This window comes from Gammaproteobacteria bacterium, from assembly GCA_016195665.1.
In the GTDB taxonomy this organism is placed as follows: Bacteria; Pseudomonadota; Gammaproteobacteria; order SURF-13; family SURF-13; genus JACPZD01.
The window spans coordinates 14091-30566 of record JACPZD010000026.1; the positions used below are offsets into that span (position 1 = coordinate 14091).

A 16476-nucleotide genomic window follows, 5' to 3' on the forward strand; every position below is an offset into this window, starting at 1 on the left:
TTTTTTCTTGGTGACCTTGGCGCCTTGGCGGTTGGCGATATATTTTTCAGAGTTTCCCTAACTCAGAACCAATGAAACGCCCTCCGCACCTCTTGGTCGTGCTCAGCGCGCACGGTTTTGGACATGCTGCGCAGACCGCGCCGGTGGTGAATGAGTTGCGCCGGCGCATACCCGATCTACGTCTCACCCTGCGCAGCACAGTGCCTCATACCTTGTTGCGCGCGCGTTTTGAAGGTGAGTTTGAACATCTTCCGACAAACAGCGACATCGGCATGGTCATGTCATCTGCGCTCGATGTGAAGGTCGAGGAGAGTGCTGAGGCCTATGCACAGTTCCACCAGCATTGGGAGAGGAGGATTCAACAGGAGGCCCGGCTACTCAAAGGGCTTGCTCCTGATTTGCTGTTATCGAATGTTGCTTATTTGCCGTTGGCCGGCGCCGCTGCGGCCGGTATATCCGCCGTGGCTATGTGTTCGCTCAACTGGGCGGACATTTATCTGCATTACTGCGCCCCAGCCCATAAACCTGCGGCCGAAGGCCGCACCGATTCTCCCTCTCCCCTTGGGGAGAGCGAAGCGAGGGGGGCGCAGCCGTGGCCCGAAGGGCCGGGTGAGGGAGAGGCTGCCCGATTCATTGGCTCCATACATGGCAGTAGCAAGGCCGGGCGGTCTCGCCCCGAGGCCGAGGAGATCCACCGCCAGATTGTCGAGGCCTACAACAGCGCCGCCGGTTTCTATCAGACCGAACCCGCCATGCCGATGCAGGACATCGCAAAGCGGCGGCCCATCGGCCCGGTCGCGCGGGTTGGGATCGATCGCCGTCATGAAATCAACGAACGCCTGGCTTTGTCTGACAAGGCTCGCCTGGTATTGATTGCGCCCGGTGGCATTGCCCTGCGTTTACCTGTCGAACAATGGCCGTCTGTTCGGGATATCTACTGGATAGTACAGTCGGACTGGAACGTCAATCACCCGAACGTAATCATTCTGGAGCAGTTGGGCATGCACTTTACCGATGTGCTGAGAAGTTGCGACGCCCTGATAGGCAAACCCGGCTATGGCAGCTTCGCCGAGGCTGCCTGCAATGGAACGCCCGTATTGTACGTCAAACGCAATGATTGGCCTGAGGAGCCCTGCCTCGTGGACTGGTTGCAGCGCCACGGCCGTTGTGTGGAGATTGATCGCAGTCGTCTGGGACAAGGCGAGGTCCTGGGACATCTGGAAACACTTTGGGCGCTGCCCGCCCCGTCACCGGTCGTCCCCTCCGGCATCACGCAAGCTGCGGAGTACCTCCACGCCTATCTGGATTGAATATGCCTCATTGTGATGAATTCGGTTTTATCGCGGAGAACGCTGAGTCTCTATTCTGTGTTTAATTTTTCCTATGCGGTTATGAGGGAAAAGGGCGCATGTTTTGTATTCCATTCAAATTTCCTCCGGGTCCTCTGCGGTAAATATTAATACCTCACTCTGTACCAAACCATCCCCGCCATCTCGCGCAGCGCCAGGGCGCTCTTGCTCAGGGCGTGCGCGTTCGGCAGCCAGCGTAATACTTCAGGTGTGTCCTGCGCTGGCATGGAAGCGAATCCGGTTGGCGCCGGGATGGTCTTGATGCCCGCCCGAGCGAAACTGTGCATGGCGCGCGGCATGTGCCAGGCATGGGTGACAAGATAGATCTCGACTCCGTGCTCGTCGAGTAGCGCCTTTGTGTAGAGTGCGTTTTCCGCCGTGCTGCGGCTTTGTTCTTCAGTCTCGACATCAGTGATCTGAAAATCCTCGGTCAGCGTCTTTTTCATCAGAACCGCTTCAGGGATCACTCCGCGCTCAAAGGGGTCGCCGGCCGAGACGATGATCGGCAGGCCGGTGAGGCGATGTAGTCGCGCACCGTAGCGCAGCCGTTCCAGCGCAAGCGCCGAAACCGTGTCGCCGCCATACTCCGGAGCCGCTGCGTACCGGCCTGCTCCGAGGATCACGATGGCCTGAGCGCGCGGCGCCTGCAAATCATTTGCGGTCAGTGCGGGATGCGTTTCCAGAGTGCGCATCAACCACTGCGTCGTCAACGGCAGGCTGAGGGCGTAGAGTCCGATCATGCTTAGCGAGATCAACACCCGGCCCAAAACCTTCCTGCGACGCAACAATATCGCCCCCAGCGCAGCGAGCAGCAGAAAACCGCCGGGCGGAAGTAACCAAGCCTCGATACCACGTGTAATTAGAATCTCCATAAGTGCTCCTGAGCATGTTAAAATCAACTTACTGTGACTGTACTCGAACTTAATCCCTTGTTTCAACGCATCAAGGATATGCAAGGGCGCAGCGCCGCCCTCAGGGGGTATCTTTGACTTCGATACCAAGGCTGAGCGCCTGACCGAGGTCGAGCGCGAGCTGGCGAATCCCGCCGTGTGGAGCAACCCCGAACGCGCCCAGGAACTCGGACGTGAGCGCGCCCAACTGCAACAGATTGTCGCTACTTTAACGCGACTGGGCGAAGGGCTCAGCGAGGCGCAGGAGTTGTTGGAGATGGCCGCCGAGGAAAACGACGAGGCTGCGGTCAACGCCATCTGCAAGGATCTCGACGCGCGCGAGAAGCAGCTCCAGGATCTGGAATTCCGCCGCATGTTCTCCGGGCCGATGGACGCCAACAACGCCTTCCTCGACGTTCAGGCCGGCTCCGGCGGCACCGAGGCGCAGGACTGGGCCAACATGCTGTTGCGCATGTATCTGCGCTGGGGCGAGCGGCGCGGCTTTAATCCGGAACTCATCGAAGTTTCGCCGGCTGAGGTGGCGGGCATCAAGAGCGCAACCATTAAATTTACCGGCGACTACGCCTTCGGCTGGCTGCGCACCGAGACCGGCGTGCATCGCTTAGTGCGTAAGTCGCCGTTTGATTCCGGCAATCGTCGCCATACCTCATTCGCTTCGGTGTTTGTCTCGCCTGAGGTGGACGACAGCATCGAGATTGACATCAACCCGGCTGATCTCAAGGTGGATACCTATCGCGCCAGCGGCGCGGGCGGGCAGCACGTCAATCGTACCGAATCCGCGATCCGTATCACCCACCTGCCGACCAATACTGTGGTGCAGTGTCAGAGCGACCGCTCGCAGCACAAGAATCGCGCCACGGCGATGAGTCAGTTGAAGTCCAAGCTCTATGAACTTGAAATGCAAAAGCGTAATGCCACCAAGCAGGCGCTGGAAGACACCAAGGCCGACATCGGTTGGGGCAGTCAGATCCGCTCTTACGTATTAGACCAGTCGCGCATCAAGGATTTACGCACCGGCGTGGAGAAGGCCAATACCCAGGCGGTGCTGGATGGTGATTTGGACGATTTTATTGAGGCGAGTTTGAAAAAAGGATTATGAAAACAGGGAAAAGGGGAAAGGTAAAAGAGAAAAGGTATAAGCAGAGACTCGGGTTTTTGCCCCTTTTCTCTTTCCCCTTTCCTCTTGTATCTGTTTTTATATGAACGACGACAACCAACAAAACGAAACAGACGAAATCTCACAACGCCGCGCCAAGCTTGCGGCCTTGCGCGAAAAGGGCGATCCATTCCCTAACGATTTCCGCCGCAACGTACTGGCCGGTGAACTGCACGCCGAATACGATGGCAAAGACAATGCCGCGCTGGAAACACAACCGTTCCGCGTAAAGATCGCCGGCCGCATGATGGCCAAGCGCGTGATGGGCAAGGCGACCTTCGCGCAGTTGCAGGACATGTCCGGCCAGATGCAGTTGTTTGTGCAGCGCGACGCCTTGCCGCCCAACGTATACGAAGATTTCAAAAAGTGGGATGTCGGCGACATCCTTGGCGCGGAAGGCACCCTGTTCAAGACCAAGACCGGCGAATTGTCGGTGCGCACGGACGACGTCCGGTTATTGACCAAGGCGCTGCGTCCGCTGCCGGAAAAATTTCATGGCCTGGTGGATCAGGAGACGCGCTATCGCCAGCGATATCTCGATCTCATCATGAACGAACCGACGCGCGACACCTTCCGCATCCGCTCCAGAGTGATCGCCTTCATCCGCCAGTTTCTCGAGGCGCGCGCCTTCATGGAAGTGGAGACGCCCATGATGCAGGTCATCCCCGGCGGCGCCACCGCGCGGCCGTTCATCACGCATCATCACGCGTTGGACATGCAGTTGTTCCTGCGCGTCGCGCCGGAACTGTATCTGAAGCGCCTGGTGGTGGGCGGCTATGAGCGGGTGTATGAGATCAACCGCAACTTCCGCAACGAGGGTTTGTCCACCAAGCACAATCCCGAATTCACCATGCTCGAGTTTTATCAGGCCTATGCGGATTATCGTGACCTGATGGATCTCAGCGAAACCATGCTGCGTCAACTTGCGCAGCACATTCATGGCGCTACGACGATAGCCTATCAAGGTGAGCAATACGATTTCGGCAAACCCTTCACGCGCCTGACCTTGAAGGAAGCCGTGTTACAGTTCAATCCGCAACTCAAGCCGGCCGATATCGAGTCGCCGGAGGCAGCGCGCAAGGCCGCCGCCGGTTTGGGCATCCCGCTCAAGGACGGTTATGGCGTCGGCAAGATCCAGATGGAGATCTTCGAAAAGACCGTGGAGAGCCGCCTGAAAGATCCCACCTTCATTACCGCCTATCCGTTGGAAGTCTCACCCCTGGCGCGCCGCAACAGCAAGGACCCGTCCATCACCGACCGATTTGAATTATTTGTCGGCGGACGCGAAATCGCCAACGGTTTTTCCGAGTTGAACGACGCCGAAGACCAGGCCGAACGCTTTCGTAAACAGGTGCAGGAAAAAGAAGCGGGCGACGAAGAGGCGATGCACTTCGACGCCGACTACATCCGCGCCCTTGAACACGGCATGCCGCCCACGGCGGGCGAAGGCATCGGCATAGACCGTTTAGTGATGCTGCTCACCGACTCCCCTTCCATCCGCGACGTGCTGCTGTTCCCCCACATGCGGCCGGGGGGTTAAAGCCCGCGCCTCAAGACGTCAATAAGCGCTGCACCTCTGCCACCTCGACGGCGGTTTCTTCCTCGGAGGTGATGCTGAGTTCGGGGTCTATCCCCAAGCGAGCGAAGGCGGGAACCGTCTTCCAGTCCACTTGGGCATGCGGATGTTGAGTGCCGTGATAGCTCTGCAGGTTGGCGGCGATGACCACGTCGGTGTAATCGGCGGGGCCGTCCGGGTTGCGTTGCAGATACTCGTGACCCGCTGCGACGGCCACGAGTTCGGTCGGAAAGCCCCATGCCTTGAGGATCAGATGGCCGATCTGGGGGTGCATCCGGGCGACGATCCGCTCGAGTCTCTCTTCATCATCAATCAACTCCGGTACCTTCTCGGCGCGGCTCAAGATCGGGAGGGACCCGATGTCATGCACCAGCCCCGCCAGCATCGCCTCGTCGGGTTTAAGAGAGGTAAAGTGAGCGGCCAGGACGTGGCTGATGGCGGCGACCTGGGTGTTGTGCTGCCACAGCGCGGTCAACCGCTTTTTAAGCCGCACCGACTGACCGCGATGCAACTGATCCATCACCAGGCTGGTGACCAGACTGCGTACCAGGACATTACCCAGCCGCGAGATGGCGGTTTGCAGATTATCCACCGGGCTGCGTCCCCGGTAGAGAGGACTGTTGGCAACCTGGATGAGCCGTGCCGAGAGGGCGACGTCGGAGCCCATGATCCTGGCGATTTGAGAGGCCGAGGTCTTCGGATCGTCCACGACTTGACGTACCTTCAGGGCAACCTCCGGCAGGGTGGGCAACACCAGCCGGTTCTCTTCGATGTCCCGCAACAAATCGGCAAGAAATTTTTCTTCGATCCCGGTCGTCGTTTCGTTCATAGGCTTATCGAAATCTTTATGGGTGTTTTGGTTATTCGTAGTATTCAGCCTGCTTTTCTCAGGAGTCACAAAGTAAGGTTACAATCTTTATGATGTGACTCCTGAGTAAATACCCTGTTTTATCTACCCCCACCCTGTCTTTTGCGCTGTGCTTCCTGCGCCGCGCAAAAGTCCAGGGTGCACATCCCTGTGCACCCGTTCGGCAGCTTCGCTGCCTCACCCCCCTGCATAGGGGGCGGGGACGCGATGGGAAATGTAGTCTTACTTACTGACTTATGAGTACTATTCCCCTAGGGGCGACTCCTCGAGCCTCACCAGCGGTCCCGTGGGCGATTTCAGGTGGAGTGGGTCTTTTCCATGCGAAATTTGTACCACAGCCAGCATTTCAAAGACACCCCTCGGTGAGAGTTGAGCATCCACCACCTGTCCCACCGCCTGGCTGTTGCCGGGAGCATAGAGTGTATCACCCGGCGTGGGCGGGTCGGGCGCGTCAGCCCACGCGGTCACCATGCGGCGCTTGATGCTGCCGAGGTGATGGGTGCGCGCGACGATTTCCTGGCCCGGATAACAGCCCTTGGTAAAGCTTACCCCGCCGAGCAGATCCAGGTTGACCATTTGCGGCACAAAGGTATCCATCGTGGCAGTGTAAATAGTGGGTAGACCGGCGCGGATGTCGAGTAGGCGCCAATAATCCGCGCTCACCCGCAGGGCATCCGGCTGCAAAGCGTCCCACAATGCCTTGATGCCTACGGGTTCTCCGACAATAACAAAGCGCTGCATAGTTCCAGGCAGGCGCAGCACCGTGAACAACCCGTCGGGGCGAGGGATCTGTGCAACCTCGTTGACTTGATTTGGAAGGGTGCCCAACACGCCCGCTGCACGCGTGGCCGCGCCGGGGCCGAAAACGCCGATACGGATGAGCCGGTCGCTGGCGTTGCTGAGGGTCACCTGCGCGCGCAGCACATACATCCGCAAACGTTTGAGGGTTGCGTCGAGAACGTCATGGGGGAGCAATAAATAATAAATCCCGTCGCGCTGGAATAGTCTGAAAATCGCCAGTAACCGGCCTTTGGGGCTGCAATAAGCATTGAGCTGGCTGCGCCGCTCCGAGACCTCGCTTACGTCGTTGCTGAACTGGCCCTGCAGGAAATTCGCGGCATCCGCGCCCAGCACGGCGATCAGGCCGAGTTCTGACAGATCAGCAATCAGCAGCGCATGATCGCCGATTGCGGTAATGTCCGGGGGTGTTCCGCTATTGTTGAGATAGGTTTGCCAGTCGGTGTTCATGTGTAGACTATTAATTAATGCGCTTGCCGGATAGGTTATTCAAGACTACGCTTTCAACCCATTCTATACGAAGAGGGTACAGACAGAGGCGATGTCTATAAGATTGGAAATTGGCCGCTCCCTATGGCTGACCGCGATACTCCTGCTCGGCCACGCCGGTGCCCTGTGGCTACTGATGATTATGCCGCTACCCTGGTGGTTGGCCACCGTACTCACCGGTGCGCTGGCCTACAGCCTGTTGCGCGGCTTGTTTCTGCATGCCCTGCGCAACGGCAGGCAGGCCATCGTCGAGCTGGTATGGGATACCCAAGGCCGCTGGACGCTGCGCTCGGCCGAGGGCCAAAATGTTCCGGCGCGCTTATCGGCGGGTAGTTATGTCAGCCCGTATCTGGTCTTACTCAATTTCGTGACCGGGTGCTGGTGGCAGCGGCGTACTCTGGTGCTGTTGCCGGATGCGCTGGATGCCGGGGGTTTCCGGCGATTGCGTGTGCGGTTGCTAAGTGTGAGGAGTGAGGAGTGAGGCGTGAGGCGTAAAGCGTAAAGCCGATTTCTCCTCACTCCTCACGCCTTACTCCTCACCAGGCGAGTAATTCGGCGGGACGAGAATGGTATTCGCCGGCGGATGAGAGACGTCCGGATCTGGATAATCCAGCGTATAGTGCAGTCCGCGGCTTTCCTTGCGGGCCAGGGCCGAGCGGATGATGAGGTCGCTCACCAGCACCAGATTGCGCAGTTCGATAAGATCGTTGGTGACGCTGAAATTACTGTAGTAGTCGGTGATTTCCTGCTGCAATAACTCCACCCGGTGTTTGGCGCGTTCCAGGCGCTTGTTGGTGCGCACGATGCCGACATAGTCCCACATGAAGCGCCGCAGTTCATCCCAGTTGTGCGAGACGACCACTTCTTCATCCGAATCGGTCACGCGGCTCTCGTCCCATTCCGGCAACGCCGGCGGAACCGGTGCCGGAGCTGACTGCGCGAGGATGTCTTCGCTCGCTGCGGCGGCGAACACCAGGCATTCGAGCAGCGAATTACTGGCCATGCGGTTGGCGCCGTGCAGGCCGGTAAAGGCGGCTTCGCCGATGGCATACAACCCCTCGATATCCGCGCGCCCGTGGAGGTCGGTCATGATCCCGCCGCAGATATAGTGCGCGGCGGGGACGACCGGGATCGGCTCCTTCGTCATATCAAAGCCGAATTCGCGGCAACGCGCATAGACGGTGGGGAAGTGCGACCTGATGAATTCGGCGGGCTTGTGGTGGATATCGAGATACACGCAAGGGATGCCGAGGCGCTTCATCTCATGGTCTATGGCGCGCGCCACGATATCGCGCGGGGCGAGTTCGCCGCGCGGGTCGAACGGCGTCATGAGCGGCGTGCCGTCGGGCAGCAGTAAACGTCCACCCTCGCCGCGCACCGCTTCGGTGATCAGAAACGACTTGGCGCGCGGGTGATACAGGCAGGTCGGGTGGAATTGGATGAACTCCATATTGGCGACGCGGCAGCCCGCGCGCCAGGCCATGGCAATGCCGTCGCCGGTGGCGACGTCCGGGTTGCTGGTGTATAGGTAGGCCTTGCCCGCCCCGCCCGTCGCCAGCACCACGAAGCAGGCGCTGAACACCTCCACCCGATCAGAGCCGCGGTCGAGCACGTAGGCGCCTAGGCAGCGTCCCCCTCCCAAGCCCAACTTTTTTGAGGTGATGAGGTCTATGGCGATGTGTTGCTCGAAGAGCGCGATGTTCGGATGGTTCCGCACCTGCTGTTCGAGGGTGGTTTCGATCTCGCGCCCGGTCGCGTCGGCGGCATGGATGACGCGGCGGTGGCTGTGCCCGCCCTCGCGGGTGAGGTGATATTCAAAGCTGCCATCCGGTTGGGCCTCCTGGGTAAACGCCACACCTTGATCTATGAGCCACTGCACCACCTCTCTGCTGTGTTCCACGGTATAACGCACGACCTGTTCGTCGCACAGTCCGGCCCCGGCGATCAGGGTGTCGCGGATGTGTGAGGCGATAGAGTCGCCCTTGTCGAGCACCGCCGAGATACCGCCTTGTGCATAGAAACTCGCGCCTTCCCTGAGCGGTCCTTTGGTCACTACGGCGATGCGCGCATGAGGTGCGAGGCGCAGGGCCAGGCTGAGACCGGCGAGGCCGCTGCCGATGACGAGGACATCGAAATTGGGGTGTTGAGTCATGGATGGTTGGTTAGGGTCTGTGTATAGTGCGACTTTCGCCGGACTGACAAGAGCGACTATAATGATAAATTGACGTTTCTGTCGAACTATATTGGACTTATAAGGTCTATCACCACTGCAGAGCCCGGTCCAAGGTGACAAACAAGACCCCTATGGGGGAACAGAATATTGATCAGGCCCTGGTAGAGCGTGTACAGCGGGGGGAGAAAAAGGCATTTGATGTCCTGGTGCTCAAGTACCAGCATAAGCTGGTCAAACTGATCTCGCGTTATATTCGTGATCCAAGTGAGGTCCAGGACGTCGCCCAGGAGGCCTTTATCAAGGCCTATAGGGCGCTGCCGAACTTTCGCGGCGACAGCGCCTTTTATACCTGGCTGTACCGGATCGCCATCAACACGGCAAAGAATTATCTGGTCGCCCAGGGACGCAGGCCGCCTGATGAGGATATTGATGTGGTGGACGCCGAGCAGTTCAGCGGCGCGACGGCGCTGAAGGAGTATGCCACGCCGGAGCACATCCTGCTGCGTGATGACATCGAGCAAACCGTGGCTCGGGTCATTGACCAGTTGCCGGAGGATCTGCGCACCGCCATCACACTGCGCGAGCTGGAGGGTCTCAGCTACGAGCAGATCGCCGAGGTGATGGCCTGCCCGGTCGGTACGGTGCGCTCCCGGATATTCCGGGCGCGTGAGGCGATAGACAGCAAACTGAAGCCCCTGTTGGAATCGAGTTGAAGCAGGTAATGATTATGAGTAAAGACGAACACATCTCAGCACTGATGGACGGTGAGCTGAATGAGGCCGAAACCGGCCGGTTGCTGGATCAGTTGCAGCGGGATGCCGGGCTGCGAATGTGTTGGACCCGCTACCACTTAATCAGCGACGCGCTGCGCAGCGATCTCACCTGCCACATCAAACACAATGTCGCAAGCCGCGTCATCCAGGCCCTCGAATCCGAACCCACCCATCTTTCCCCGCGCCGCCTTACGCCTCACCCCTCACGCCTCACCCCTCACATTTTTAAGCCGCTGGCCGGTCTCGCCGTGGCCGCCTCGATCGCCGCGGTGGCGGTACTCGGCCTGCAGACCACGGCACCGCTGCAAACCGCATCCCCTGTCAATCTTGCCGGCCTGTCCGGGGCAGCCCCGGTAGCGCAGGTTTCCAGTGCCGCAGGCCGGTCACGCTGGAGCGCGGGCCGTCCGTCCGTGGAGTCCAAGCTGGACATCTACCTGGCCAATCACAATCAATATTCCATGTCTACCGAGATGCAGGGGATGCTGCCTTACGCCCGGATAGTCGGGTATGAGACGAACCCCTAGGTTTCTCATAATGCGCCTCTGGACAGTGTGCGGCACATGCCTGCTGGCGGGCTTGCCGTTACTCACGGCCAGGGCGGACATCGCCCCCGCCGCGCGCGAATGGCTGGAAAAGATGTCCTATGCGGCGCACGCCCTCAACTATGAGGGCGTCTTCGTCTACATCCACGACCGGCAGATGACCACCATGCGTATCACCCATCGCATGGATGCCGACGGCGAGCACGAACAACTGGTCTCGTTAACCGGCGTAGGGCGCGGCGTGATCCGAAGCAACAGCAGCGTGACCCACATACTCCCCGACGATACCGTCTTGACGATGAGCGAAGGTCAGTTGCGCCCGCCGTTTTCAGGACTGGACGACATGGAACCCGTCATCAGCGAGCTCGGTAAACACTACGATTTTTCCCTGGCGGGGCAGGAGCGGGTCGCCGGTCATCTCGGCCAGATGCTGCTCATCAAGCCCAGGGATCAATATCGCTACGGCTATAACCTGTGGCTCCATAACGGCACGGGACTACTGCTAAAGGCGGACCTGTTAAGCGAGCAAGGCGCGCCTCTGGAACAGATGATGTTCACCGAACTCAAGGTGTTCGATACTCCACCGCGGGACGAACACGAGAATCCCGCTGACTCACCCGCCGCGCACGATAAACACAAACCCTTAGCCGCACATTTACAATCTGATACCCGTTGGCGGGTGACCAAGATGCCGGCGGGTTTTAGGCTGGGTGGGCACACCAAGCATCTTATGCCCCGCAACAAGCGGCCGGTGGAGCACCTGGTGTTGACGGACGGGCTCGCCTCGGTCTCCGTCTTCATAGAAGAATTCGACGAGCGGGAAAAGTTCGAGGGCCTGTCGCGGCGCGGCGCCGTAAACGCCTATGGCAGGGTCATTGATGGTCATCAGATCACCGTGGTCGGAGAGGCCCCGGCGGCCACCGTAGAACTGGTCGGACTATCGGTCATGAACCCCTGATCATGATTGAAGAAACCGCCCGCGTTGGTGGCTTGGAAGACGATTTCGCCTGGGTCGAGACCCAGCGTAAAAGCACTGTGCCGCTTGTGCGGTCAACAAGGGCTGCGGCGCCGCGACGCTCGCTGACGACGACGGAAGGTCTCACGATTTTGTCCGGCTTGGGCGGCCTCGCCGGCGGATTCGCCTGGCTGCGCCACTATGCAAAAAAGATTGCCAGGGACCCGCGCTATCAACCCGTCATCATCCGCCGTGCAACAGCTTCAGTCTCTCCTGGAAATACCGTTTTTAGTCTAACCGCTTAATCTTCATCAACCCTGTGGAGTATTCATGAAACACCCTTTGTCACGTATTACTTTCGCTTCGATCATCAGCGCCTTATTGCTGTTGTCTTCCATAGCCGTCCAGGCGCGGGATCTGCCTGATTTTACCGCACTGGTCGAGCAAAACGGCCCCGCGGTGGTCAACATCAGCACCACGCAGAAGATCAAACATCCGAAGTCGCGCCAGATGCCGAAAATGCCGCAGATGCCGGATCTTCCCGAGGACAGCCCGCTCAATGATCTGTTCCGGCGCTTTTTCGAGGACCGCCCCGACGGCCCGCCCCAGGAGTTCGATGCGCAATCCCTGGGTTCGGGTTTCATCGTCTCGCCGGAAGGTTATGTGCTCACCAACAATCACGTAGTGAAAGGCGCGGACAAGATCCTCGTCCGCCTGAGCGACCGCCGGGAACTGGTTGCCCAAGTAGTAGGCACCGACCCGCGCAGCGACATCGCCCTCCTCAAGATCAAGGCCGAAAACCTGCCGGTGGTGAAGATCGGCGATCCCTCCAAGATGAAGGTCGGCGAGTGGGTGTTGGCCATCGGTTCGCCGTTCGGCTTTGACCACTCTGCGACCGCCGGCATCGTCAGCGCCATCGGCCGCAGCCTGCCCACCGAGAGTTACGTGCCCTTCATTCAGACCGACGTCGCCATCAACCCGGGCAACTCGGGCGGGCCCTTGTTTAACCTCGACGGCGAGGTGATCGGCATCAATTCGCAAATCTTCAGCCGCACCGGCGGTTTTATGGGCCTGTCGTTCGCGATACCCTCCGATGTGGCGATGGACGTTGTCGAACAATTGAAGTCCAAGGGTCACGTTACACGCGGCTGGCTCGGTATCATCATTCAAGACGTCACCCGCGACCTCGCCGAATCCTTCGGCATGACCGATCCGCGCGGCGCGCTGGTGGCGCGCATCCTGCCCGGCGGTCCTGCGGAGAAGGCGGGCATCCAGGTCGGCGATATTGTGACCGACTTCGACGGCAAACCGGTGATCGAGTCGGCCAACCTGCCTAAGCTGGTCGGCCGCAGCAAGGTCGGGTCCGAGTATGAAGTCAAGCTGATCCGCAACGGCAAGCCGGTGACCCTCAGGATCAAGCTCGCGGAACTACCCAAGGAAGAAGAGCTTAAACTTGCGCAGGGTGAGCCGAAGACTGCTGAAGCCAATCGCGTAGCCATCACGGTTGCCGATCTCAGCGCCGAACAACGCAAGCAACTCGACGTCAAGAACGGCGTGCTGGTACAGCAGGTGGACAGCGGTCCTGCACAGCGCGCGGGTATCAGGCGCGGCGACGTGATTCTCAAGATCAACAACCTCGAGATCAAGGATACGAGCCACTTCAGCGAAGTGGTGAAGGGTCTGCCGGTAGATGCTTCCGTGCCGGTGCTGGTACAGCGCGGCAACGGCGCCTTGTTCCTCGCCTTGAAGATTACCAAAGAGGACGAACAATAGCTCACTATAAAACATGCACCGCAGAGGGCGCAGAGGGATGTAATAAATTAGATTTTCCTCTGCGACCTCAGCGTTAACCGGTTTTATTGTGAAAGCTTAAGCCGCCCTAAAGCTTGGCCCATCTGTACGGCGCTCCCGGCGGCGAGGGTGGGATTCCAGGTGATGTCTCCGGACTCAAAGAGCACGATCACGGTCGAACCCATGTTGAAGCGGCCCAACTCCGCGCCGCGCTCGATAGCGATGTTCCGGGTTTGATAATTCCAGCGTTGCAAACTGCTGCGGTAGGGTGGGGTGATGGTTCCCGCCCACACCGTTTCAATACTCCCCACAAATAATGCGCCGACCATGACGACGGCCATCGCCCCGATCTCGGTGTCGAAGATCGCCGCCACCCGCTCGTTGCGCGCGAACAAACGGGGGATGCCGCGCACGCTCAGCGCGTTGACGCTGAATAAACGGCCCGGCACATAGACCATCTCGCGCAACCGGCCGGTGACGGGCATGTGTATCCGGTGATAATCCTTGGGGCTGAGATAAAGCGTGGCGAATTGTCCGTTCAAAAACGGCGCGGCGCGCTCCTCTGAGCCACCCAACAATTCAACAAGACTGTAGTCGCGCCCCTTGGCCTGAATGATCCGTCCTTCCGAGATCCCGCCGATCTGACTCACCGCTCCGTCCACCGGGCAGACAATTTCATTCAGTCCTGCAGCGACAGGCCGCGCCCCGGCTTTAAGTGCACGCGTAAAAAAGCTGTTGAAGTTTTCGTAGGCGAGCGGGTCGGATTGTTCAGCGATGCTCATGTCCACCCTGTAGCGACGGATGAACCAGCTTATCTGCCAGTCCTTCCACACGCGCCGGCGCGCGCGCGTGAGCACGTACATGAGCCGCGATAGCAGGTGTTGCGGCAACAGATAGTGCGGGAGGATTTTTAACCAATCGTTGGACATTGGGTATCGTGTTTACCGCAACAACACCTACAATAAATATCACCGCAGAGGACGCAGAGGGAAATTATATTTAATGACATACCTCTCCTCCGCGGTAAATCGTTTGCAGTTTCATCACCTGCTACTGCTTTTTAGGCCGAAACGCGACCAGCACGTCCGGATTCGTCTCCAGATACGGCCCGCCGATGAGGTCAATACAATACGGCACCGCCGGAAACACGGCCTGCAGGCAATCCGCAATGGAGGAGGGTTTGCCGGGCAGATTGATGATCAGCGCCTTGCCGCGGATGCCGGCGATCTGTCGCGACAGTATCGCGGTCGGGACTACCTTCAGCGACACCGCGCGCATCTGCTCGCCGAAACCGTCCAGAATCTTGTCGCACACCGCCTCGGTCGCTTCGGGCGTGATGTCGCGCGGCGCGGGGCCGGTGCCGCCCGTGGTGACGACCAGACAACAGCCCTGCGTGTCGCACAAGTCCTTGAGCGTCTCCTCGATCACCGGCTGTTCATCGGGAATCACACAGGAAAACGCCTCCCACGGCGTGGCGAGTATCTTTTTTAATTGCTCGCGTATTGCGGGCCCGCCTAAATCTTTATAGACGCCCTTACTGGCGCGATCAGAGACGGTGACGATGCCGATGCGTACAGGTTGAGTGGTCATAAGGGTGTATCGTGCATGGCAGCGGCTTCAACTAACAGTCGTCGTATCTGCGGCTCTTCGAGATCTTCAGGGCGGTCCACATCCCGGCGTGGGGCGAGTTCGCGCCAGCGCCATTGTAGCCGTTTCAGCCGCTCGCGGGTAAGGGCAAGCACTCCGCCACTGCCCCACGCAATGTCTTCAAACAGGAGCGGCGCGGCCTTGCGCAAGCCCAACAACACATAACCGCCGTCCTCGGCCGGGCCGATAACGGCATCAAATCCATCCCGTGACGTACAGGGATGTACTAATGTCGCGGAAGGCAGGATGCCGGGAGCGACTAGGGTATCAATCGCCGTGCGTAAATCCTGAGAGGTGAGGGCTGGGCAATCCGTCCCGATAATTACCGCACAAGGACTCCGCTGCAAGACGGTATCGAAGGCGTGCGCCATGCGCGCGCCCAGATCGTTTCCCTGCTGCTCCCGAAGAGTGACTCCGTAGTCTTTGCTGCATTGTGTGAAAAAGGGATGGTTTGTGTCCGGGCTGCACCAAAGCTCGACCGGGCTAAGCCGCGCCGCGACTGCCGTCGCGATGCAATGCCGCACCAGCATGGCGTGCAATGCCGCTGCGCCTTCTGCGCCCAGCGCCGGAATGAGGCGGGTCTTGACCGCGCCCGCAACGGGCGCCTTGGCAAACACCATGATGCGCGCGTCAGGAAATGGCAGGTTCATGAGGAATAATACCGGCGCACGAGACGTTGCGGGTCCGCACCGAAGGCGTAAGCCAGCCGCAATCGCCACATCAACAAAATCGTGCGCACAATACCACGCCGTTCCCAGCGGCGGCTGGAGGTGATGACTCGTTCGCGTACACAGAGCGGCCGGCTGTACCGGCGCAAAATTCGGCTGATGGCGATGTCCTCCATCAGGGGAATATCGGGAAATCCGCCCGCCTGTTCGAACACATCGCGGCGCACAAAGATCGCCTGGTCGCCGGTGGCGATACCCGTCAGCCGCGAGCGCCCATTCATCAGGGTTTCTACGACGCGCAGCAAAATGTGACTCCCCGACAAGCGCACGTCAAAACGTCCCCAGCGGGCGCCGGTCTGCGCCAGTCCTGCGCGGATCACGCGATCCGCGCCCTCCGGCAATAGCGTATCGGCATGCAGAAAAACCAGGACCTCTCCGCGAGCCGCCGACGCGCCGCGGTTCATCTGCCGCGCGCGGCCGCGTTCGCTGTGCAGGAGTTGATCGGCGAACGGCGCCGCCAGGCTGCACGTGGCGTCGGTACTGCCACCGTCCGCGACGATGACCTCGTGTCCCGCCGCGCGCAAGGCGTGTAAGCCGGTCAGGGTCGGGACGATAGCCGCAGCCTCATTGAGCGTGGGGATGATAATGGAGAGCCCTGGTGCGGCGTCATTCATGGGCTGCATGATAAACGAAAGCCCGATGTGGCGCTGGTGTGGCACACATGGAACCCGGTCCGTTGCGGTGTTACAATGGCGGCCCTGTCCGTGCGGCGCCAAGCAA

General features: G+C 59.5%; 16 protein-coding genes and 1 pseudogene. 9 read left to right on the forward strand and 8 right to left on the reverse strand.

Annotation, left to right across the window (positions count from 1 at the left end; all coding sequences use genetic code 11):
• The first annotated feature begins 71 nt into the window (after nt 1-71).
• Nucleotides 72-1310: a hypothetical protein gene (locus HY028_07325; GenBank protein ID MBI3344646.1), complete on the forward strand. Its 1239-nt coding sequence runs from the start codon at nt 72-74 to the stop codon at nt 1308-1310.
• 146 nt (nt 1311-1456) lie between these two features.
• Here the strand turns inward: HY028_07325 and HY028_07330 are convergent, their stop codons facing one another.
• Entirely contained in the window at nt 1457-2221 is a 765-nt protein-coding gene (locus HY028_07330; protein ID MBI3344647.1) for a YdcF family protein, read from the reverse strand.
• Between the two features lie 78 nt (nt 2222-2299).
• Between HY028_07330 and prfB the strand changes: the two genes are divergently transcribed.
• Both prfB and lysS read left to right on the forward strand, forming a co-directional pair.
• A protein-coding gene (prfB, locus tag HY028_07335) for a peptide chain release factor 2 (GenBank protein MBI3344648.1) occupies nt 2300-3359 on the forward strand; the annotation gives its coding sequence in 2 pieces (ribosomal slippage) (nt 2300-2335 and nt 2337-3359; 1059 coding nt in all).
• A 100-nt stretch (nt 3360-3459) separates the two neighbouring features.
• Nucleotides 3460-4956: a lysine--tRNA ligase gene (gene lysS / locus HY028_07340; GenBank protein MBI3344649.1), complete on the forward strand. Its 1497-nt coding sequence runs from the start codon at nt 3460-3462 to the stop codon at nt 4954-4956.
• A 10-nt stretch (nt 4957-4966) separates the two neighbouring features.
• On the opposite strand, the gene HY028_07345 is transcribed toward lysS, so the two are convergent.
• Both HY028_07345 and HY028_07350 read right to left on the reverse strand, forming a co-directional pair.
• Nucleotides 4967-5821 (reverse strand): HDOD domain-containing protein, encoded by an 855-nt coding sequence (locus HY028_07345; GenBank protein MBI3344650.1) that lies wholly within the window; start codon nt 5819-5821, stop codon nt 4967-4969.
• 282 nt (nt 5822-6103) lie between these two features.
• Nucleotides 6104-7108 (reverse strand): folate-binding protein YgfZ, encoded by a 1005-nt coding sequence (locus HY028_07350; GenBank protein MBI3344651.1) that lies wholly within the window; start codon nt 7106-7108, stop codon nt 6104-6106.
• Nucleotides 7109-7199: 91 nt separating this feature from the next.
• On the opposite strand from HY028_07350, the gene HY028_07355 reads away from it, so the two are divergent.
• Nucleotides 7200-7628, forward strand: coding sequence for a hypothetical protein (locus tag HY028_07355; protein MBI3344652.1), 429 nt, complete (start codon nt 7200-7202; stop codon nt 7626-7628).
• Between the two features lie 48 nt (nt 7629-7676).
• On the opposite strand, the gene nadB is transcribed toward HY028_07355, so the two are convergent.
• Nucleotides 7677-9299 carry an L-aspartate oxidase gene (nadB, locus tag HY028_07360; GenBank protein ID MBI3344653.1) on the reverse strand — a complete coding sequence of 541 codons (1623 nt, stop codon included), beginning with the start codon at nt 9297-9299 and terminating at the stop codon, nt 7677-7679.
• Nucleotides 9300-9451: 152 nt separating this feature from the next.
• On the opposite strand from nadB, the gene rpoE reads away from it, so the two are divergent.
• The 5 genes and pseudogenes from rpoE (at nt 9452) to HY028_07385 (ending at nt 13363) form a co-directional block, all read left to right on the forward strand.
• On the forward strand, nt 9452-10033 hold the full coding sequence (gene rpoE, locus HY028_07365) for an RNA polymerase sigma factor RpoE (GenBank protein MBI3344654.1): 582 nt from the start codon (nt 9452-9454) through the stop codon (nt 10031-10033).
• Between the two features lie 14 nt (nt 10034-10047).
• Complete coding sequence (locus HY028_07370; GenBank protein ID MBI3344655.1) at nt 10048-10617, forward strand: sigma-E factor negative regulatory protein; 570 nt, start codon at nt 10048-10050, stop codon at nt 10615-10617.
• Between the two features lie 10 nt (nt 10618-10627).
• Nucleotides 10628-11593, forward strand: a complete 966-nt coding sequence (locus HY028_07375; GenBank protein ID MBI3344656.1) for a MucB/RseB C-terminal domain-containing protein — start codon at nt 10628-10630, stop codon at nt 11591-11593.
• 2 nt (nt 11594-11595) lie between these two features.
• Nucleotides 11596-11895 (forward strand): annotated as a pseudogene (locus HY028_07380) (SoxR reducing system RseC family protein).
• A gap of 25 nt (nt 11896-11920) precedes the next feature.
• Nucleotides 11921-13363, forward strand: coding sequence for a DegQ family serine endoprotease (locus HY028_07385; GenBank protein ID MBI3344657.1), 1443 nt, complete (start codon nt 11921-11923; stop codon nt 13361-13363).
• Between the two features lie 83 nt (nt 13364-13446).
• Here HY028_07385 and psd read toward each other — a convergent pair whose 3' ends face one another.
• The 4 genes from psd to HY028_07405 all read right to left on the reverse strand — a co-directional run bounded on the left by psd (nt 13447) and on the right by HY028_07405 (nt 16370).
• Nucleotides 13447-14310 (reverse strand): phosphatidylserine decarboxylase, encoded by an 864-nt coding sequence (psd, locus tag HY028_07390; GenBank protein ID MBI3344658.1) that lies wholly within the window; start codon nt 14308-14310, stop codon nt 13447-13449.
• Between the two features lie 121 nt (nt 14311-14431).
• On the reverse strand, nt 14432-14971 hold the full coding sequence (gene mog, locus HY028_07395; GenBank protein MBI3344659.1) for a molybdopterin adenylyltransferase: 540 nt from the start codon (nt 14969-14971) through the stop codon (nt 14432-14434).
• Nucleotides 14968-15678, reverse strand: a complete 711-nt coding sequence (locus tag HY028_07400) for a TIGR04282 family arsenosugar biosynthesis glycosyltransferase (protein ID MBI3344660.1) — start codon at nt 15676-15678, stop codon at nt 14968-14970. Before HY028_07400 ends, mog begins: the two co-directional genes overlap by 4 nt.
• Nucleotides 15675-16370: a TIGR04283 family arsenosugar biosynthesis glycosyltransferase gene (locus HY028_07405; GenBank protein ID MBI3344661.1), complete on the reverse strand. Its 696-nt coding sequence runs from the start codon at nt 16368-16370 to the stop codon at nt 15675-15677. Before HY028_07405 ends, HY028_07400 begins: the two co-directional genes overlap by 4 nt.
• Between the last annotated feature and the right edge of the window lie 106 nt (nt 16371-16476).